We start from the raw sequence: 20753 nt of genomic DNA on the forward strand, positions 1-20753 counted from the left end.
CTCTTTCGTTCATTAGAGTGATGTTTGACTTTCTACCGTATATGTTTTCTTCTCATAGTCATAGTTCATAATGACGAGTTTACGTTGTGTTGTCGAAGTTGGGAACACGTATGTTTTCGAGAGTGCCTTGATTCCGAGTCCATAGTCTAGTTCTTGTTTCGTTTGAATCGATGTCCAGTCAATCGAGTCTACTCCTGTCCACTCGCCAAGACCTGAACCAGATAATACTGCATCCAATTGTTTCTCCGTCATACCCGTCTTGATTTTCTTTCCTTTGAGCAGTTTCATCTTACTTTCACGAGCACCTGAGTAACTATCAACACGAAACAGATCTAGTGATTTTCCTGTCAAACGATAGACTGAACTATTTTTTTCGTCATGAACTGAAACACAGATATGTTCGTAAAGTTCTTTTCATCAGAGAACGTGTATGCCGTTGTTTTTTGACCTTGTGATACGGTCGTGAATTCCGCCTTTTTCTTTAGTACCGTCGAACCACTTTTTTTCGTCAGTTGTTTCTTATAATCTTTCCCATAGATGACTTTTGCTGCTTGCTCGATTGTCATCCCCGCTTTTAATGCGGTGTAACGATCGGTTACTTTCGTTTCGTCTTTCGTCGCAGCAGATGCCGCTCCTCCGAATAAAGTCGTTCCTGCGAGTACTGTTGCTACTGTAACTTTCGTAAATGTCATTTTCATGTTCCTATCTCCTTTTTAGAATGTCTCGTGATTTTCAATAACGTAGGCTTTCTTTTTCGTGTCATAACTCATCTCAACGTAAACACGTGATTTCGTCGATTTTTGGAAGACATACAATTTTCCTTTAAACGCTTCAATCTCATAGTCTTTGATTTCTTTCGCACTGAAGACGCTTCGTGCATCTTCCTCAAGCAATCCAGCCCATTCCCCAAGACCAGACCCCGAGAGCACACCATCGAGTTGTTTCTCCGTCATTCCCGTCTTGATTTTAGCGCCCGCGTTTAACTTCCGTGTACTCTCTCGGTATTCGGAATATGTATTCCGTCCCATTTCGACTTGTTTCGAAATAAGACGATACACGGAATCGTTCTTTTTCGTCATGAAACCGAGCGACATCAAAGTCGGAGGAATCTTTGCATTCCGATCATAGATTTCGTAATAAATTTCTTTACGCTTATCTTCAACGTCCTTAAACTCTTCTTTCGTCTTCAATACTTGTGAACCGCTTTTTGTCGTTAATTGTTTTTTGTAGTCTTTGCCGTATAAGACTTTTGCGACTTGCTCCACCGTCATACCCGCTTTGAGTGCTGTGTATTGATTCGTCGCTGTCGTCTCGACTTTCGTCGCTGCCGATGCCGTGCCACTAAGGAATGTTGATCCTGCGATGATTGTCGCCACTGTGATTCTCATGAATGTCGTGTTCATACTCTAATCTCCTTTTTAATACTGACTATGATCTTCGACACGATACGTTTTCTTTTTCGTATCATAGATGAAAAAGATGTATTGCCATTTGTTTGTTGCAGTCGGAAAAACGTACGATTTTGTATGAATGATCGTCGCTTTCCCTGCTTTGACTTCTTTTTTTCGAAGGACGGATGTCGTATCGACGTGACCGAGTGTTCCGAATGCACCGAGCCCTTTCCCCGTTAGTAATCGATCGACTTGTTGTTCCGTCATCCCGTTCTTGATTTTCGCACCCTTGATCAGTTTGCGATCACTCGTCCGGAATCCGGCTGCGGTGTCACGCTTGAACTCCATTTGTTTCATCGTCAGCCGATACTTCGTTCCGCCCGTCTCCGTCATGAACATCAGGACACCGATCGCTGACGGGAATTCCACTTTTCGATTCACAAGATCATAGAGAAGGACGTTCCGATCCCATTCCTCCATCTCAATTTCTGTGTTCAATCGTAAGACTTGTGAACCGTTTTTCATCTTCAGTTGTTTTTTATACGTCTTGCCATAGAGGACTTTGGCGACTTGTTCCACCGTCATCCCGGGCTTTAAAGCACGATATTGTTTTGTGGCGATTGTCTCAGCCTTCGTTGCCGTATCCGCCGTTACTGGATGTAAAGAAACTATTGCGACAAGTACCATGAGAAGCCATCGTTTTACGTTCCACTTATGCATCAGAATCCACCGTCTTCGTTTGCGCCGGAAACCGTCATGACATCCGCAACGACATAGCCTTTACCCGTATCATGCATCCTGACGCGCTTCTGCTTCTCCTTGTTATCCGTCTGGAAGATATAGATTTTCACTTTTGCATTTCCGAATCCAATGGTCTTCAACTCTCGTTTTGAGAAGACCGAGCGATAGTCCATCACAGCCCACGTCATCCAGTCGCCGAGCCCTTTCCCTGTCAGGACAGCATCTACTTGTTTCGTGGTCATGTCGAATCGAATCTGTTTCCCTGTCATGAGCTGTTTCGTACTTTGCCTTACGGTCATCGGGTGATCTCGTTTCATGTCCACGCCTTTAAATACAAGGCGATAGAGCTTATCCTTCGGTTTTTTCATGAACATGATTTGCATGACATGCATCGGCTCTTGTTTCGTTTGATCATAGAAGAAATACTGGAGGCTATCGACAGATTCTTCTGAAATGACTTTCTTTACATCGTGTTTGAGAACAGTCGATCCATTTTTCTTCGTTAAGTATTTTTGATACGACTTGCCGTACATCTGCTTAGCAAACTCTGTCACCGTCATCCCGAACGAATAGTTTTTCAAAGAATCGGTAAATTGTTGTTCGTTTTTCGTTGCCGCCGAGACCGTTCCACTGCTAAGTAATACGATGACCATCAGACAGACGAAACTCGACTTGATCCACTTCTGCATCCCGTTCACTCACTTTCTATTGCACGTGCTTTAGTTTTTTTCCTGAATCGTCCGAACATCACTGATCTGATAAGTTCTTTTTTGTTCGCTATACGTCAGTTCGACATGTTTCCACTTGTTCGTCGTCGATTTAAAGACATATTCTTTGATCCGAGACACTTCAGCAAATCCTAGTTTTTGTTCGTCCAGCGTATAAGCAGACGCTGTATCCATATGACCGAGCATCGTCCAGTTACCAAGACCTTTCCCCGTCAATTTCGCATCCAGCTCTTTTTCCGTCATCCCGTTCTGGAGTACGGCACCTTTGACGAGCGTCCGTGTGCTTTCACGATATCCTGTCTTCGTCTTCCGTTCGATGAACAAGGCTTTCGTCACCAAGCGATACTTCGCACTCTTCTCTTTCGTCATGAATTGTAAGACCAGTTCAGTCGGGGGATGGGTTGTTGCCGAATCGGATAGGACGTGGATTAATTGCTTATGTTCTTCCTCATCCCCTTCGAAGTTGATTGGAAGTTTCAAGACAGTCGATCCGTTTCTTTTCTTCAGGTGTTTCTGATACGACTTGCCGTACAGGACTTGCGCGACTTGTTGCATCGTCATTCCATTTTTCAAGCCCTTGTACTGTGTCGTCGCAAGCGTTTCTGCTTTTGTTGCTGCGGATACTGTTCCTGGAACAAACAGACCAAGCAACAGTACTAAACAGAGTGACCCTATCATGATACGTTTCATACCTGTTTCCTACTCTCCTCGATGACTCCATGAATCATCCTTATTCATTTTTCGTATTTCAATGAAATCCCGATTTCTGTATCCACCTCATATCGCTTTTTCTGCGTGTTATAGGACAAGGCGACGACCTGCATCTTTTTCGTATGTGGTCGATGGAATTGATAGATTTTGTAGCGCCCCGTTTTCATCGGACTTTCTTTGATGACAGACGAAACGTTCCAACTAAAATACATTGACACCTGTCCGAGTTTTTTGCCTGTCACGAGTTGATCGAGTTGTTTCTCCGTCATCCCGTGGCGTAATGACGCCGGCTTCATGAGTGTCCGGCTATTTTCATACAACCCATTTTCCGTATCGGCTTGGTAGTACAGCGCTTTTTGTGTCAGATAATATGTCTTCTGGTGCTGTTTCGTACTAAATTCAAGAAGCGTTGTCGTTGGAAGGTTTTTGGAGGAGCGATCAAGTACATATCCGAGGGACCGATACCCTTGTTCGTTATCGGTCGTTCCCGGTTTTTTCGTAAAGATGACGCTTCCATTTTGCTTCTTGATGTATTTCCGGTACTCTTTTCCGTATATTGTCTTCGCGACTTCCGTTAGCGTCATACCGAACTTGAGTGCTTTGTACTCTTTTTTGATCTGCAACGCTTCCTTTGATGCTGCTTGTCCTTCGAGTGTCCCGCTTATACAGAGAACACCAATGAGGAAGACACATAGGATACGTTTCATCGTTCTACCTACTTTCCTTATTTCACGAGCTGAACGGCACGATCAGCATTCAAGCGACCGTATCCGTACGTCGTGTCACGACCTTTTTTGCCGAGGTCCTTTGCTGACTTGCGGAGGATCGATTCGACGTCCGTCACTTTGATACTTGGCTTTAAGCTATAGAGGACACTCGCGACGCCAGCGACATGCGGTGTCGCCATCGATGTACCACTCCAAAAGATCGATTCGCCATCTTGCAGGTAACTCGCGATGTCTTGTCCCGGTGCAACGAGATCCAGTCCTTCGCCGTAGTTCGAGAACGACGCTCGTTTATCGAATCGGTTCGTCGCCCCGACCGAGAACGCATATTTCGAACGTGCCGGATAGGACAGTTTCGATGCACCTTCATTGCCGGTTGCTGCTGCAACGAAGATCCCTTTCTTGCGCGCTTCCGCTAAGGCATCTTCAATCGCCAGTGAGACACCGCCACCACCAAGGCTCAAGTTGATGACTTTTGCCTTTTGTTTCACAGCGAACAGAATGCCCTTGGCAATGTTCGAGTTCGACGCATAGTTATTGCGCGAGATGACTTTAATCGGAATGATGCTTGCTCGGTCGTTGATCCCCGTCATCCCATACCCATTGTTTGATGTTGCGGCGATGACACCGGCGACATGTGTCCCATGTCCGTGATCGTCGTAAGCGAGTTGACGTTTATGGACAAAATCGTAGCCGAGATCCATTCGGACGCGTCCAGCGAAATCCGCATAGGTCGGATTGATCCCCGTATCGACGACCGCCACGCGAACGGTCGAACGTGATTTGTTGGCAATTCGTTTGACCATCGCGTGATAACCGATGTCCGCTCCTTTAACGCCTCCGCGTTGTCCCGTGTTTTTTAATGCCCACTGAACCGATTGGAACGGATCAGTGCTGAGTAACTTCATCGGTTGATCGAGTTCGACGTAACGCACGCCCTTCGTTTTTTCGAGTTGGCGTTTGGCTGCCATCGCTTGGATGAAGCTGTTGTAGGAGAACTTTTCAATACGTAACGTACTGTCAATCGTTTCGTGATCAGTGGCGCGTGACGTCTGTGACAACGTACTCGCTTTCGTCGCCCCGTTCAGACGGACGACGAGACTCGTCGCTTGTCCGGTTGTCGTTGATTTTGTCGCGTATTCCCGAATTGGTTCAAGGCGTTCGAGTTTATAGGGAATCGTAAATGCTTTGTTCTTCGCCCCCGTCACTTCGATGTATTGTCGCCCACTCCACGTCAGTGGGAAAAAGAGTGTTTTTTTACTATTCGCATACCGCGCATATGGATCTTTTTGTTTGTATTCCGTCTGCGACGTGTAAACGGTCGCTTTCTTTGAAGCATCAAAGGCGAACTTCAAGTGTGTTCCACCTGACAGATACGTCTTCGTATCAAAATAGAATAAGGCTTTCCCGCTCGCATCGAACGTTCCTTTGATGTAGCCTTTTTTCGTTTTGGCTTCGATGGCTGGGACTTTTTTCGCCGTTGTCGCAGCTTCTGTCGTATCCCATGTATATGTACCAAATGCACTCACGAAGAGAGCACTGACGATGACCTTTTTCATTTGGGTTTCACTCCTTATCGTTGTATCCTTTTTCATTATAATGGAAAAAATTGATTTTCCTAGTTCTTTTTACCTCTATCAATCAATGAATTGTCTGAAAAAAAGAAGCCCTGTTCGCACAGGACTTCTTGACTGCATTAAGGGATTAGTTTGACGGCGTTATCAGCGTTCAAACGACCGGCACCATAGCTCGTATCATAGCCTTTTTTCCCGAGATCCTTCGCTGATTTCTTGAGGATGCTTTCCACACTACTTGCCTTCAAGGAAGGCTTCAGACTGATCATAAGACTCGCGACACCCGCGACGTGTGGCGTCGCCATCGAAGTACCACTTCCATATAACAGCTCCCCATCTGCGAGATAACTTGGGATCGAGACGCCTGGAGCAACGAGGTCTAGACCTGTTCCATAATTCGAGAACGACGCTTTCGTATCTTTTCGTCCGGTTGCACCGACCGACAAGACATATTTCGAACGGGCCGGATACGCGACCGTTCCGCGTCCTTCATTTCCGGAAGCGGCGACGATCAGGATGTTCTTCTTGACTGCCGCTGCTAATGCCGACTCGATCGATTTCGAAGAAGAACTACCGCCGAGACTCATGTTGATGACTCGGGCACCTTGTTTCGTTGCATGCTGGATGCCTTTGACGAGTCCCGACACCGAACCAGCCCCTGACTCATCGAGCACCTTGATTGGAATCAACGTCGTCATCGGATTGATACCGGTCATCCCGTACGTATTATTTCCACCTGCTGCAATGATCCCGGCGACGTGTGAACCGTGTCCGTTATCATCCCACGCCGTCTTATCGCCATTGATGAAATCATAGCCAAGATCCATCCGGACTTTACCGGCGAAGTCGGCATACGTCGGATTAATGCCGGAGTCAAGGACTGCGACTTTCGTTGCAGACAGCTTCTTGCCTTTGATGCGTTTTTGCATGGCGACAAAGCCGATGTCTGCTCCCTTCAGTCCCTTTTTTTGTCCCGTGTTCTGTAGCGACCATTGATGTTTTTGATAGGCGTCGACACCGAATGCTTGGATCGGTGCGTCAAACTCTGCGAACGCAACGCTGTTCGATTGCTCGAACTTTTTCTTCGCTGCTTCAGCTTCAACATAGGAATTATAGACGAGTCGTTCGATGCGGAGCTCAGACGCTAACGATTCGATTTTTGAGGCACCGAACGATTGTGCCCGCATTGCACCAGGGCGTGTCTGCACAAGTAACGCCGGTTTGACTGCTTTGACAGCAGCTGTCATCGATTCCTCGATTGGTTCGTAACGTGAGATGTAGGCAGGAACAGAATAACGGTCGCCCGGATAGCCTTCGAGGACTAAGTATTGTCGTCCGCTCCAACTGAGTGGGAAGTAGAGCGTATCATCCGTGACTTGGTAATACCGATTGTAGACGCGACCTGCTTCCGCGTCGGCTTTACTGGCGAACATCGTTCCGTACGTATTGTAGTCGAGCTCGAACTCAAAATGCGTTCCTTTTGCGACGAAATCCTTCGCATCAAAATACCAGACCGCAAATCCATCCGAATCAAAGCGACCTGTTAAAGCACTACCGGCTTGCTTTGAGAACGCCGGGACTTCCTTTGCCTTCATTAGTTTTGCCGGACGAATCGTTTCCTGCTTTTCAAACGCATTGACTGGTACTGTACTACAGATCAAACCAAGCGCTAAGCTCCCTGCTATCCATGTTCGCATCATTGTTCCTCCCTCTAGGTCTTTCTTACTAATACCCGGATTAGATGGGATTATGTGGAATATAGTAAAACATTGACGTGAATCAAAAAAATATCACTCTCGCAGGGAGAGTGATGTCTAATATTACTTGACTGTGACTGTGAACGTTTTGACGACTTTGTAGTTTCCTACTGTCGTGTATGTGACACGGATCGTCGTTTTGCCTGCTTTGATCCCTTTCACGTTACCACGTGACGAGACTTGCGCGACTTTTTTGTTCGCTGACGCATACTGAACAGATTTGATCTTATCCGTTGCTGACGTATACGCGATACGTGTCGTCTGGTTCTTCTTGAGTGTTGCTTTTGTTGCTTTCAGCGTGACGCTGTTCGCTTTTGTTTCGATCGGTAAAACTGTTTTCAAGACAAAACCGTCTTTTAACGTAACTGTTGCTTCAACCGTCGTCTTACCTGTTGCTTTACCTGTCAGACGACCTTTTGAATCAACTGTCGCTTTTTTCGTATCAAGGACACGGTAGCGTGTTGACGCAACTGCTGATGTCGTGTTCGTAACTGTCGTTTTCAAGTCGAGTGCTTTTCCTTGGTAGACAGCACCTGCTTTGATTGCTGCAACTGGCGCTTTTGTTGCTTGTGGAACGAAGACGCCGACGTAACCGTTGACTTCTGCTGTTTTGATACCTTTGACTGGAACCGTCAAGATACCGTTCTTATCTGTGACGAGTTTCGTGTTCGTAACGCCACTAGCATCAACGAAGACTTGGTTCGCGTGTGTTTTACCCATGTTGACTTGAACCGTCGTATCAAGCGCTGCGTTTTTCCCGATGACTGTCGCGACACCTGTGTTGCGGTCTTTTCCGAAACGGACGCTTGAGATCAAGTCTTTACCCGCTTCTTTTGACGTGTTCGATGTGTGGTACGCAACGTGTTGTTTACCATACGCATACTGTTTACGGACTTTTAGGAGATTCGTGATTTCATCATAGTACGGTGTCGTTTTCGACATGTACGATGCATCCGTCTGGTAGAGATCACCGTAGTAGACCGTTGGCACCGTGTTTTTGTTCGAAAGAAGGAACGCGTATTGCGCGACGACGTTTTCCGTCGAGTATTTCTTCGTTGGACTTGCGAGTTCTTTGTTGTAGATCGCAAGTGCCTTCGCTTCATCTTCTTTATTGTAGAGCTTCTCGAACGATTTCGGCTCGCCGTCTTTTCCGTACTGCGTATTCGTTTTGATGCCGTACGCATCAAGCATGATTTGGTTGACGCGGTTTTTCTCTTGGTCATGGTTGTTGACGAATGACCAGTTCGCTTGAACGTTTGTCGCGCCGTCACCTTCACGGTTAACGACTGAGACTTTCGCTAAGTCACGGAGTGCACGTTTGTTCGATGGTGTGAGTGCTGAACGGAGCGTGAAGTAAAGCTCTCCGTCCATGACGAGTTGCTCGTTATTGTTTGCTTTCATGTAAGCATTCTGTTCTGTTTTATAGCTCTCGATATAGCTGAGGTAATCTTGTTTCCCGAAGTGTGCTTTTGAAATTTCCGCTTCTGCTTTGAGGATCGCCGTATCGTAGTGCGACGCAGCATCAATCCGGAAACCGTCGAACTTGTACGTTTCAAGCATCCACTTCATCCAGTTCTTTTGTTCCTTGATGACTTCTGGGTTCGAGTTCGCAAGGTCGACACCGATCAAGAACTCATCGTTGTTCGTCATCGTTTTGTTGTATGCCTGTGTTGGGAAACCAGTCTCATCAACGAAGAGGAACTGATCTTCGATATCGATTCCTGAGTTATCGTTTTGGTATGAACGTTCTTCTGACCCATAACCGTACGCAGCTTGTGTCTTCATGTATTCTTCCGTCAACGAAGCGATCTTGGTGTTTTCCGTTGAAGTAAGCAAAGCTTCTTTTGTTTCGAAGCCGTTTTGTTTCATGTACTCGAGGTATCCTTCATCCTTCGCATATTGCGAAAGCATCGGCTTCCAGTTCTCTGGTGAGACTTCATACCAACCGTCTGCTGCGAGGTACGTATCGACGACATTCAAGTTCTGTGTCTTCGCTGCGTCAAGCAACCATTCTGGTAAGTAGTTGTTCGCATCGTCTTTACCGAAGTAACGGTACGGTTTACCGTCTTTGTCCGTCATGACGCGCCCCATACCCTGCCCTTGCAGTGATGTTCCATTGATGAATGATTTGTTCCACTCTTTGAGGTAACCGTACTTCTCTTGTCCCATACCGCCACCTTTTGTGTAAGCGAGGTAAGGCGTTGCGAGGGTCTTCGTTTTTTCTCCACCTGTGAATGGGTTCATGAACGGCTCACCTGAACTTGTCGCACGACGAACGAAGACAGCTTCACGTTTGTTGAGACCGAGCATTTGGTTTGGAACGAGGTCCATCTGGACTTTGATGTTGTCGTCATGCAACATGTCGACCATCATCTCGAGTTGTGTGGCTTTTCCGTATTTCGTCGCAACCGATCCACCTGGTCCTTGTGGGAATTCACCAAGGTCATAACGGTCAGCGATTGCATATCCTTCCATGTAACGTGCCATATCGAATGAACGATATGCAGGTGGTAACCACACATCTGTCACACCCCACGAATTGAGCAACTCACCTTTTTTAGCAAGCGTCCGGTACATGTTGCTTTCGTATGGTTGATACAGGCTGAAGCTTTGGAAAATAACGCGGTTATCGAGTTTTTCACTTGGTGCGAAAGCCTTTGCGCTTTCTGGTGCATACGTCAGTCCGCTTGTCGCTACCAATGCCGCAAGCAAACCTGTTGAGACTTTTTTCGCCTTGTTCATGAGTCTAATCTCCCTTTAACTAATCTATATTTCTGATTATTTCTACCTAAAATTCCAAATAACATCACATAATTTAACATCTTCTTCAAAGTAAAGACAGTTATAAATTTATAAAACAGGTAAATAGATTTACCAAAATGCAATCGATTGCGCTAATTTGTCACAAAAAACCTCTTCCCACCGAAGTAGGAAGAGGTTTAGCGTTTCTTATAGTCCGAGAAGAACTGCCTTCTCGTAACCACCAGTCAAGACAGAGTTGTCATACGACTGAAGCTCTTTGTTGACCGTGATGACGTTCGACAATGTTTTGAGTGTTCCTTCTGGAACTTTGATCTTAACGATGTCGAGACCGTTCGTGATATCATCATCCGAATCAGCCAGCGAGATGCTTGTGCCGACTGGGAGATTTTTTCCGTTCAACGTGTACTGTGCAGTGTTCGTTGCATCGTACATACCAGTGTATTGTACACCTTCCGTGAACTTGATACGAATCACGTCTTTTTCATCTTTTGCGTTAGCTGTGACTTTAGCGATTTCGAATGGCGAAGCCACTGGTGTGACTGGCGTTTTCGAAACTTTGAAGTCGTGTGTCGCTGTAGCGACCGTGTTACCGACATCGTCAGAGAGTGACTTGACGACGACTTTCCAATCTTCTCCGTAACCGTCTTTGTCGACGAGGTACTGGAGGTTCTCGTTCGCAGCGACGCGGAAGTTCATATCTGAGCTATCCGTGTAACCAACGACTGATCCATCGATCGTAACGGTTTTACCGTTCTTATCTTTACCGATGAACTCAACTGTTGTTTTCGGCGGAAGTACTGTACCTTCTGCGTTGATGAGTGGCGTATCCGACTGATCAAGACCACGAAGTTTAACCGGTTCACTCATCATGACTGTGAAGTCATTCGTCAAGAGATAACGGTCAATCGTCGTGATTTCCGCACTCTTCAGATCTGGAGAGTTAAGCGGTGAACCAGCATAGTTGAGGTCAAGCGATAACGCATCGTTTTTCTCGCCGTTCGCTTCTGCTTTGACAGAATCTTTTGCGAGCGAAAGTTTGAACTTATCGTTGTAGTAGTTCTCTTTCGTGTTGACTGTATCGTAGATTTCCGTCCAGTCCTTATTGAGCTCGAGGAGAACTTCGCCTGTCTCTTCATCGTAGTACGTGACATCAGCATACTGGCTGAAGTCTTCGTACAACTTCGTGCTTGAGTTGTAACGCTCAAGTTTCAACTTCTTCGAAGCAAGCAATGCTTTGACTGCATCGAGGTCGAGACCTTTGAGCTGTTTGCTGAACATGATACGGAATTGTTCTGGCGACTCAACAACGACGCCTGCAGTTGGTTTGACTGTATCAGCAGCAACTGTGAAGTCGAGGTTTTGTGTCGTTCCGATGTTCGACTCATCCGAAAGGGCTGCGAAGTCCATCGCGTTCCAAATCTGGAGTGAGTGTTTACCAGGTGCGAAGTAGCCTTCTTTTGCTCCTGGATACGCTTCTTCTGGAGCAACACCCATCATTTTCGCGTCGTTCAACGTGATGATGACTGTATCACGGCGATCGACGCCTGTTTTGTTATCAAACCCGAGGTATTCGAATTTGAAGTACTTCTCGCCGTATTGACCATCGATTTTGAACTTCGCGCCTGCGATTGCTTCTGAGAATTTCACTTCAAGTTGGTTCAGACCGACTGGTTTGACCGAAGTGACTTCCGGTTGACGTGCATCCGTCAACTTGAAGCTTGCTTTTGACTTCACTTCTGTATCCGTGTTGCTTGTGATTTTCGCAAGCACTTTAACAGTGGCGTTGTCTTGGAGTGGTGTTTCTTTATCAAGGATCAATTCGAATGCTTTTGGATTCGAAGGAATCGATTTGATACCGATGACACGTTTCATACCATCGAACTGCTCGATTTGAATATTGTCGTTCGCAAGATACTCGCTCTCGTCAACAGTCGGTAATTTCTTATCGAGACCGAACGATTTCAAGAGAAGATCACGTGAGACGGCTTTATCGAGGAAGATCGTCACACGATCCGCTTGGTTCGATTCCGCTGCAAGCACGTTGATCAATTCAACTGGTGCTGGTGTCACCATGACCGTGCTGAACTTGACTTTCGCTTGACCATCGATTTTACCGATTAACTCTTTATATTCGTTGTCTGCTGTCTCGATGATTTGTGCGTCGATTGTTGCTTCGATGTCTGTGTTGCTGAATTCAGATGTCAAAAGAACAGTTGCTTTACCGTCTTGGATCGTGACACGTTCTTTCGCAAGTGAACCGAATGATGTCGATAATTTCAGGACGATATCGTCTGCTTTCGTATCAACTTCACCTGTCGCTTTGTTTTTCAACTGGAATGTGACTTCCGTGTTGTCTGATCCGTTTGCAAGGATCGAAGACGCTTTTGGTGTCACTTCAAGCATCCAGATGTTTTCAATGCTTTGTGTCATGAAGCTGAGTGAACCGAGGTCTTTCGCAACGCCACCGATCAAGATGCCTTTCGCGTCAACTGAATAGTCTTTGCCGTACTCGAGCCCTTCGACTTCAAGAACTGCTGACTTCTTGTCTGCGCTGAGTGTCGCTGACTTGACTGTCGCACCTGCGATTTTGAAGTTGTCTGCCATGACAGAATCAACTGCACGCGAGAATGAGACTTCGACTTTCTCTTTGCCGATTGCTTTCGCTGAAGCGAGGACCGTGTTTGCGATCGTGAAGTCCATCGGAGCTGATTTGACATCGCCGACTTTGACGACGTAGCTGTGTGTTCCTTCCGGAATGCCACCTTGCGATGCCATGAACTTCCCTTTCGAGAGCGTTCCTTTTGCAACGATTGGCGTTGCTGACATGTCTTTGCCTGGGTAGATCAAGAGTTCTGCCATTGCGCCCACTGCTGGGTACATGACATCTGCTTTGACTGAAAGCATCTGATCATCGACGCTTCCCATGACGTTCGAGATGTTTGCTGCCTTGACTTCGTAGTTGATGTAACCTGTTACGACAGAGTTAGCACCTTTGTACGAGTAAGCCAGTTTATATTTACCTGCTTTTGAAGTCGATGGTGTTTTGAGGTTGAACTTGCTGATTGGACGCTTAACGATGATACCTGATTTGTACTGGATGCTGATCGTGCTTGGCAATTGAACTTTTCCGCCAACAGCAACCGGCTCGAGGACTGGTTCGAGGACATCAACTGGGTAGTTTTGAAGTTCGACTTTAAGAACAGCTTTCTTTGTCGTACCCGCTACCTTACCGTAAAGGACTTGGTATTTGTTGATGTATTTCTTTTCGAATTTGACAGAACCGCTCCATTTGACTGAGCGCATTTCGTACTTGCCGTTTGAAAGTTTGACTTTCACTTTCGTCGGAAGCGTCAATTTCTTGACTGCATATTTCGAACCACCAGCATGTTTCATCAAGATTGGAGAGATGTATTTAACCGAGACCTTCGTTGCTGCATCAGCAGCAACCGGTGCTACGACAGACGCCGTGACTGCAAGCGCAGCTGCAGCAGCGTACAATTTGTTCGTTTTCTTCGAATAACCCATGTTTACTATTCCTCCTCTTTTCTAACAAATCAAAAGCGCAAATCCCAATTTTAAATCTACAATATAAGTAAAATATAGAAATATTTTACTTTAAAGCAGTTAAAAAATTCTTTAGTCGTCTTAGGAGGAGTACCTTCTGTTTCACGTGCGACTTTTCGTCTATCATCAAGACGATCATTCGTGAGCCATTATGTATCCGATTGGGATGAACTAAAGAAACCGCCGAAATCGCTTCAAAAAGCCATTTCTGATTGTAGATTCGTGCGCTTCACCGCTTCGTTTTTGAGAATCGGTAGAAACGCTACAGGTCAAATATACAAAACTAGGAAGAACGCTACAATAGATTTTTTGTAAAAAATAGGTGAATAGTAGTAAATCAAAATATATTTATATAGGCTGTGCATGGAAATTAAATTTTGGATTCACCCCTTTAAAGAAAACGTTTACATTTTATTAAATTTTTGTCTTATTTTCATTTTACTAAAATAAAGTTTTGTTTTTACGAGATGAAGTGATCTGCTTTTTCGATTGCTCGAAGAAATGATTCTCGGTGCAAACGATGGACATCATCGGCCCACATCTCAATCTTCGCTCCGCGTCGTTTGAGTTCAATCGGTAATCCGCGACCAATCCAATCGAGCTGCCGTTGCAAGATATGACGTTTTCGTCCATCTTGTCGTTCCGCCTCCGTGAACTGGCGCAGATACTGCAAGACGTAACCGAATCCGAATTCAATCGGAATCCGCAATTCCGCTCCCTTGTCGCGTATCTGGATGATGCCGGCTCCATAATGAATGGCTCGAAACAATTCCTCGTTGACGCGCTGATACCACGTTCCCTGTGTTAGACAGTGCGGTTCTAGTACGCCTTTTTTCCCACTCGGTAAGACTGCGAAATAATCAATGACCATGGGTCTGCTCCTTTTCATCAAAAATAGGTGAGTCCGCGAGGGGCTCACCTATCATGACAGGTCAAACGGTTCGATTGTTCGAAAATGATTTAGCCGGTCGTCCGATACTTTCGTATTGCACATCTCCCGGTTGATCCGTAAACGACCAACAGTTGCGTCCATCGACGACACGTGGTTGACGCATCTGACGAACGAATTGCTCTGGTGTAATGTTACGGAGCTCTTCCCATTCCGTCATAATAACTGCAACATCTGCATCCTTCAATGCTTCTTCGACCGTTTGCTTCTGATCAAGTAACGTCCGGGCAACTGGATCATATCCGGTTACACTGACGCCAAATTGCTCCAGTCGTGTTGCGAGGCGTAGTGCCGGCGCGTCTCGTAAATCATCCGTTCCCGGCTTAAAGGCGAGACCGAGTAGCGCCACGCGCATTCCCGTCCGCGGTTGGATTTTTTGTAAGACATAATCTAGCTGGGCTTCATTCGTTTTATCTGCTGCTTCAATGACGTGAAGTCGTTGCTCATGCTCGCGCGCAAGCGTCGTGAGCGCTGCGATGTCTTTCGGGAAACATGATCCCCCGTATCCGGCTCCCGCTCGTAAAAACGAGGAACCGATTCGTGGATCGAGACCGATTCCTTTTGCGACGTCCGATACGTCAGCCCCAACAGCATCCGCTAGTCGCGCGATTTCATTGATAAAACTGATTTTCACTGCCAAAAAACTATTTGCTGCATATTTCGTTAACTCAGCCGTCGTCGGGTCGACTGCAACAAGAGGTGCTGTCGTTGCAAATAATGTTGCAAGTTCTTTTGACAACTCATCATCATTCGTTCCAATGACGACCCGATGAGGATTGCGCATATCAGCAAGCGCCGTACCCTCCCGTAAAAACTCAGGGACCATCGCAAAGCGTAGCGTCGGATACTGCATCGCTAGTTGCATCGTCGTACCAGGTGGAACTGTCGATTTAATGATGACAGCTGCAGTTGGTGCGATTCGCTCAATATGGGCGACGACGGCTTCTACTGCTGATAAGTCACAGCTCCCGTCCGCTTTCTCCGGTGTTCCGACAGCGACAAGATATGTCTTTGCGACTGGGTATTCCGTCGTGAATGTCATTCGTTGTTGATTCGCGACTAGCGCTTCTTCGATCCCCTCTTCTTTAATCGGCGGGATCCCTCGTGTCAGTTGCGCCATCCGTTCTGCATTCAAGTCAACGCACGTTACGTCGTGTCCATTTTCCGCCAGTCCGATTGCGGTCACGAGACCAACATATCCTGTTCCAATCACTGTCAGTTGCATTTCATCACGTCCTTCGATAGTTTCTCTGTCTCCACTATACGGGAGAGCAGAAGATTTGTGCATCGAAAAAGCTTTCCGAATACGCTATACTGGATTACGGGAATGGGAGGAATGCTCGTGGCTATCATTATCTTTTGCCTCGTCTGTCTCATTGCGTATCGGATCCGCAAGCTTCCCGAAGCACTACGGACGATTTTACTCATCCTCGGTTTACTCAGTGGATGGTTCGCGCTCTTTGAGATGATCAGCTTCATCGAAGCTAACCCGTATCTAGCTGCAATCCCGATTGGACTGGGACTTGCTTACTGGTACTGGTACCGTAAAAAGAAACAAGCAACCGACAAAACCCCTTCCGACTCGTGAAGTGGGTTTTTCTTGTAGATGAACGAAAAAAGCGATGTCTCCTCAAATGGGGGACATCGCTTTTCATATTCAGGACTGGACTTTGCGTTCGATTGCTGCGATTTTCTCTTCGATCTCAAGCAACTTCAGTTCGTGTTCGAGTTCGAGACGACGTTTTTTGCGTTTGAGACGATCGAGTTCTTCCGCGAGCGACTCGTTCGACGCTTCCGGCTTCGGAGGTGCTTGCTCCATCGATTGACGGAGTGGATCAAACAAGTTTGATTTCGCGAACTGAGCCGCTTCCGGTCCGAACATATCTTGGATGAGTGGGAGAATCTTGTTCATCGCGGTTCCTGGAATCTGTGACTTTTCATCGACGAGACGTTTGAGCGCCAATTCATCGACGAGATACCCTTTTCCGTCCTGTTCGGCATGCAATTCGCCCGTCCGAATCCAGCGACGGACCGTTTCTTCTGAGACACGTAACAATTCACTGATCTGTTTTGTCGTTAACATCGTCATCCCTCTTTCCCTCTAGTAGTACCTTTACTATACACACATGTGTGCGTGTGTGTCAAAGGATACACACATCAAAAAAGAGACCCTCGTATAGAAGGTCTCTAATCGTTATGCTCCCCGACGAACGAGTAACCAAAGGCCGACGATAGCAAGTCCTGCTCCCGTTGCTGCATATGGGAACGGCTTGTCTTCACCTGCTTGTGGTAATGTGCCCGTTGCTGTCGTAGGTTTCGACTGTTTTTCAGCCGATTCGACTGTTTGGACAGATGTTTCTGTTGACGTTGGTGTTGGCGTCGGTTTCGCGACCGGTTTTGCTTTCGCGATTTCCGCGAGCAAGATCGTACCGAGGCTACCTTCTTCAATCGTCACACCCGCTTCCGGTGATTTTCGCTCGAAGTACTTCAACAACTCATCAATCATCTCTTGTTCTTCCGGCGATATTGCTTCTTCATCGCTCGCCATCAGTTTCATCGCTTTCGCTTGCTGAGCGAATGACTCATAGTCTTCATACATCTCTTCATCCATATCCATCATCAAGTCATCCATGTCAAGGTGATGCATCGCTTTGACCGTGTAGCCCGCTGCGACTTCCGTCTTGATCGTGTACGTTCCCGGATCAAGTTGGAGCATCATCAAGTCATCTTTTGCGATCTTTTCCTGATAGACATCCTTTCCTGTGATCGCATCCGTTACCGTATACGTCGCAGGAACTGTTCCTTCATCAAAATCTGGCTGTTGGTTTCCGTTTGCATCAAAGAAATTGACGACAGCTAACCAATGCTCGAACATACCGTCGAGCTCTTCGTCGCCGTAAATCCCAGCGTCAATCACTTCCTTCTGACCGGCGACGAGACGAACTTTCTTCATCCCAAAGTCTTCATCGACATCCGAGTCGATCGTCCGGTCATCACCGACGTTTTGCTCGGAATAGAAGTAATATCCCATGTCATATCCGTCGACTTCGACTTCATATGTTCCTGGTTTTAAATCCTTGAAGCTATATAGACCATTCTTCGTATATGCTTCATCGATGACATCTTCATTCCGGTCCATCAAATAGACGACGACATCATCGAGACGTGTTTCCTTCTCTTGGCGAATGCCGTCTTCGTTCTCATCGAACCAGATTGTTCCTTCAATCGTTGCCGTCGTCGGCGCTTCGACTGGTGTCGGTGTCGCGTCATCACCTGTCTCTGGCTCGTCTGTCGTTGGCTCTTCCTTGACCGGTTCTTCCGTCACAGGCTCTTCTGGTGTTGGTTCCTCCGTCACTGGTTCATCCGTTGCTGGATCTTCTTTGACCGGTTCTTCTGTTACGGGTGTCTCTGGATTTGGTTCTTCTGTCGTCGGTTCTTCTGGTGTAACGACTTTACCGAATTCGACGAGAATCGTCCGTTGTCCATCTGCTGAGACGACCTTGACGACAGGTGCCGTCTCTGCCGTGAACGTCACGACCGGTGTCTCTTCGATGTTGACATCTTCACCTGTCACGCCGTCTTCAAAGACGAGTGCCGTCTCCGACGTGATATCGACGATGCCTGTGCCTTCAAACGTTAACGTATACGGACCCGTGCCCGTTCCTGTGACGTCCCACTCGACGGTTTCTGCGTAGACCGGTAACTTCAGACCGAACGCAACGACGAGTGCCATCATAAGTAAACCAAGTTTTTTCATGAGTGTATGTATGCTCCTATCGTGATTTAATATTACCTCCCTAAATAGTAAACAAATCCGCCAAAAATAACCAGAAGAAATCTTGAATTCCTGCTATTTTTTATAATCAAAAAACCTCGTCCAAGGACAAGGTTTTAGATAAGCTGACGACACGCTTCTGCACATTCCGTACAAGCTTTCGCACAGGCTTGGCAGTGGTCATGATCGTGTTTGCTACACTCTGCAGCGCATGCCTCACAGATTTCTTGGCATGCCTTTGCGAGGACTGCGACATTCGAGCTGTTTCGAGCGATGGCTTGTAGCAATAAGCTACAGATATCGGCACAATCGCGGTCGAGTCGAATACAATCTGCCATATGTCCGACGTGTCCCTCGTTCAGACAGGCATCAAAACAATGATTACAAGCGAGAATACAATCGGTCAGTCGTTGCTGTACTGCGTGATCCATATTGATTCCTCCTTTGTATATGTTTTGTACCCTTATGACTCGAAACAAAACAAAAATAAGACAGCACATGGAGCTAGAAGCTCGCGATGCTGTCTTATTTGACGATCTCAAGCGGAATCTCGATCCCACGCCCTGCTCCTGCATCAATGATGAGGACCGGAAGACGTTGGTCATCGAAGACTTCTTTTTCGATCGTCGTATTGGACGTGTAGGTCCGGATTTCCCCCATCTTCTTCGCTTCGAAGGAGACGAACGGAAACGGAATCGATTGATTGGCGACTTCGAGCCGAATATCGACCTGTTGGTCATCGAGTCGAATGTCATTCGCTGTCCGGATAACAAGACGCATCCGGTCATTTTCCGTCAGAGTGACCTGAGCGGAAATGTTCTCGGTCTGTCCTGCACGCTTAACGGGATCTACGATGACCGTCGGGGAAGCGGTCTTCGCTTGTTCTGCGCGCTGACAACCAGGAACGACGAGTAAGGAAATCGCGAGGGGGAGAAGCCAGCGTTTCATGTTCGCTTCACTTCATAGCAAACGTCAGTTCAGCGACACAAGCGACTTCCCCATCGACTGTGGCTGTAGCACGACCTTTACCGATTGGTCCACGGACCTTCGTCAATTCGACTTCGAGGCGGAGCTGATCCCCGGGCACGACTTGACGTTTGAAGCGGCATCCTTCAATTCCTGCGAAGAAGGCGAGCTTTCCTTGGTTCTCTTCCATCTTCAATACGGCGAAGGCACCAACTTGTGCGAGTGCTTCGACGATCAAGACGCCGGGCATGACATTGTATTCTGGGAAATGGCCATTGAAGAATTCTTCGTTCGCCGTGACATTCTTGATTCCAACGGCACGTTTTCCCTCTTCGACTTCCAAAATGCGGTCAACGAGTAAAAACGGGTACCGGTGCGGAATGACTTCCTTGATTTGTTCGATCGTATACATATTCGACAGCTCCCATCACTGATTAAATTAAGATTTCATCCAAAAATCGGTGATGCGGGTCCATGTGTCGAGCTTTAACACATCCATTGCCTCGCCACCACCAAACGTCGCATAACCCACCATTGCGCCGACGATCAGTGCTACGACGATGAGAACGAGAACGATCAGTACACGTACGATGATCGGAACTCGGCGTGTCGAATACGCACGAAGACGTCGCTCTGATTTGTGCTCCGGATTGCCGGTTTCCTGGTTTGAAGCTTGTTGCTTCTTTTTCAGGCGTTCACGCGTTGGCTGATCCGTGCCTGTTTGGTTTTGTACCATCTTGATCACCTTTCATTGATTCAGTCTGAGAACAGTATAGCATATTAGTACCTGGTATTAAATAGTTCCAAATTCGCTACAAAACGTGTTCCGCAACTAGTGTAACACGACCAGACAGGCAATTCCTCTAAAAAATTTTAGTTTGTGTATATAAGGAAGGAGAAAAACAGTTTCCCACGTTCTGCGGTTTTTTTACACTTTTTTAAATCCAAACTGAACGTCTCGGCGTAAGCTCTCCAGAACGACGCAGCAACGGTCCTTGGATGAATATGAAACATCGCTTCAACATTTAATTTAAAAAATTAAAACTTGATGCAATCCAAATCAATCTAGGTTGCGTAAGCTATTCAGAACAGGAAAGAAACACTTACCA

General features: G+C 46.7%; 20 protein-coding genes. 1 reads left to right on the forward strand and 19 read right to left on the reverse strand.

From position 1 onward, the window contains the following. Positions 1 to 12: 12 nt before the first annotated feature. The 13 genes from P401_RS18905 to P401_RS0112280 form a co-directional block, all read right to left on the reverse strand. Positions 13 to 288, reverse strand: coding sequence for a hypothetical protein (locus tag P401_RS18905; RefSeq protein ID WP_051656304.1), 276 nt, complete (start codon positions 286 to 288; stop codon positions 13 to 15). A gap of 59 nt (positions 289 to 347) precedes the next feature. Continuing rightward, complete coding sequence (locus tag P401_RS18910) at positions 348 to 698, reverse strand: hypothetical protein (protein ID WP_051656305.1); 351 nt, start codon at positions 696 to 698, stop codon at positions 348 to 350. Between the two features lie 15 nt (positions 699 to 713). Further along, on the reverse strand, positions 714 to 1403 hold the full coding sequence (locus P401_RS0112230; RefSeq protein WP_029342700.1) for a hypothetical protein: 690 nt from the start codon (positions 1401 to 1403) through the stop codon (positions 714 to 716). A 15-nt stretch (positions 1404 to 1418) separates the two neighbouring features. Next, positions 1419 to 2111: a hypothetical protein gene (locus P401_RS0112235; RefSeq protein WP_051656306.1), complete on the reverse strand. Its 693-nt coding sequence runs from the start codon at positions 2109 to 2111 to the stop codon at positions 1419 to 1421. Then, on the reverse strand, positions 2111 to 2821 hold the full coding sequence (locus P401_RS0112240; protein WP_029342702.1) for a hypothetical protein: 711 nt from the start codon (positions 2819 to 2821) through the stop codon (positions 2111 to 2113). The genes P401_RS0112235 and P401_RS0112240 overlap by 1 nt, the downstream gene beginning before the upstream one ends. A 30-nt stretch (positions 2822 to 2851) precedes the next feature. Beyond that, positions 2852 to 3550 (reverse strand): hypothetical protein, encoded by a 699-nt coding sequence (locus P401_RS0112245; RefSeq protein ID WP_051656307.1) that lies wholly within the window; start codon positions 3548 to 3550, stop codon positions 2852 to 2854. A gap of 44 nt (positions 3551 to 3594) precedes the next feature. Beyond that, on the reverse strand, positions 3595 to 4278 hold the full coding sequence (locus P401_RS0112250) for a hypothetical protein (protein WP_051656308.1): 684 nt from the start codon (positions 4276 to 4278) through the stop codon (positions 3595 to 3597). Positions 4279 to 4295: 17 nt separating this feature from the next. Then, complete coding sequence (locus P401_RS0112255; RefSeq protein WP_029342705.1) at positions 4296 to 5855, reverse strand: S8 family peptidase; 1560 nt, start codon at positions 5853 to 5855, stop codon at positions 4296 to 4298. 137 nt (positions 5856 to 5992) lie between these two features. Next, positions 5993 to 7567, reverse strand: a complete 1575-nt coding sequence (locus P401_RS0112260) for a S8 family peptidase (RefSeq protein WP_029342706.1) — start codon at positions 7565 to 7567, stop codon at positions 5993 to 5995. A 123-nt stretch (positions 7568 to 7690) separates the two neighbouring features. Next, positions 7691 to 10369, reverse strand: a complete 2679-nt coding sequence (locus P401_RS0112265; protein WP_029342707.1) for a glycoside hydrolase family 70 protein — start codon at positions 10367 to 10369, stop codon at positions 7691 to 7693. Positions 10370 to 10576: 207 nt separating this feature from the next. Further along, positions 10577 to 13915, reverse strand: coding sequence for a hypothetical protein (locus P401_RS0112270; RefSeq protein ID WP_029342708.1), 3339 nt, complete (start codon positions 13913 to 13915; stop codon positions 10577 to 10579). Positions 13916 to 14414: 499 nt separating this feature from the next. Further along, entirely contained in the window at positions 14415 to 14825 is a 411-nt protein-coding gene (locus P401_RS0112275) for a hypothetical protein (RefSeq protein WP_029342709.1), read from the reverse strand. A 61-nt stretch (positions 14826 to 14886) separates the two neighbouring features. Then, a complete protein-coding gene (locus P401_RS0112280; protein ID WP_029342710.1) occupies positions 14887 to 16128 on the reverse strand; it encodes a UDP-glucose dehydrogenase family protein in 1242 nt (413 codons plus the stop codon). Between the two features lie 111 nt (positions 16129 to 16239). On the opposite strand from P401_RS0112280, the gene P401_RS0112285 reads away from it, so the two are divergent. Continuing rightward, positions 16240 to 16491: a hypothetical protein gene (locus tag P401_RS0112285; protein WP_235609842.1), complete on the forward strand. Its 252-nt coding sequence runs from the start codon at positions 16240 to 16242 to the stop codon at positions 16489 to 16491. Between the two features lie 69 nt (positions 16492 to 16560). Here the strand turns inward: P401_RS0112285 and P401_RS0112290 are convergent, their stop codons facing one another. The 6 genes from P401_RS0112290 to P401_RS0112315 all read right to left on the reverse strand — a co-directional run bounded on the left by P401_RS0112290 (position 16561) and on the right by P401_RS0112315 (position 20380). Further along, positions 16561 to 16986 carry a helix-turn-helix domain-containing protein gene (locus P401_RS0112290; RefSeq protein WP_029342712.1) on the reverse strand — a complete coding sequence of 142 codons (426 nt, stop codon included), beginning with the start codon at positions 16984 to 16986 and terminating at the stop codon, positions 16561 to 16563. Positions 16987 to 17097: 111 nt separating this feature from the next. Continuing rightward, a complete protein-coding gene (locus P401_RS0112295; RefSeq protein ID WP_029342713.1) occupies positions 17098 to 18660 on the reverse strand; it encodes an SdrD B-like domain-containing protein in 1563 nt (520 codons plus the stop codon). A 134-nt stretch (positions 18661 to 18794) separates the two neighbouring features. Then, positions 18795 to 19109, reverse strand: a complete 315-nt coding sequence (locus tag P401_RS0112300; RefSeq protein WP_029342714.1) for a four-helix bundle copper-binding protein — start codon at positions 19107 to 19109, stop codon at positions 18795 to 18797. Positions 19110 to 19203: 94 nt separating this feature from the next. Then, positions 19204 to 19626, reverse strand: a complete 423-nt coding sequence (locus P401_RS0112305) for a hypothetical protein (protein ID WP_029342715.1) — start codon at positions 19624 to 19626, stop codon at positions 19204 to 19206. A gap of 7 nt (positions 19627 to 19633) precedes the next feature. Beyond that, complete coding sequence (fabZ, locus tag P401_RS0112310; protein WP_029342716.1) at positions 19634 to 20056, reverse strand: 3-hydroxyacyl-ACP dehydratase FabZ; 423 nt, start codon at positions 20054 to 20056, stop codon at positions 19634 to 19636. Between the two features lie 27 nt (positions 20057 to 20083). Continuing rightward, positions 20084 to 20380 (reverse strand): DNA-directed RNA polymerase subunit beta, encoded by a 297-nt coding sequence (locus tag P401_RS0112315; RefSeq protein ID WP_029342717.1) that lies wholly within the window; start codon positions 20378 to 20380, stop codon positions 20084 to 20086. Between the last annotated feature and the right edge of the window lie 373 nt (positions 20381 to 20753).

Source organism: Exiguobacterium acetylicum DSM 20416, from assembly GCF_000702605.1.
Classification (GTDB): domain Bacteria; phylum Bacillota; class Bacilli; order Exiguobacteriales; family Exiguobacteriaceae; genus Exiguobacterium_A; species Exiguobacterium_A acetylicum.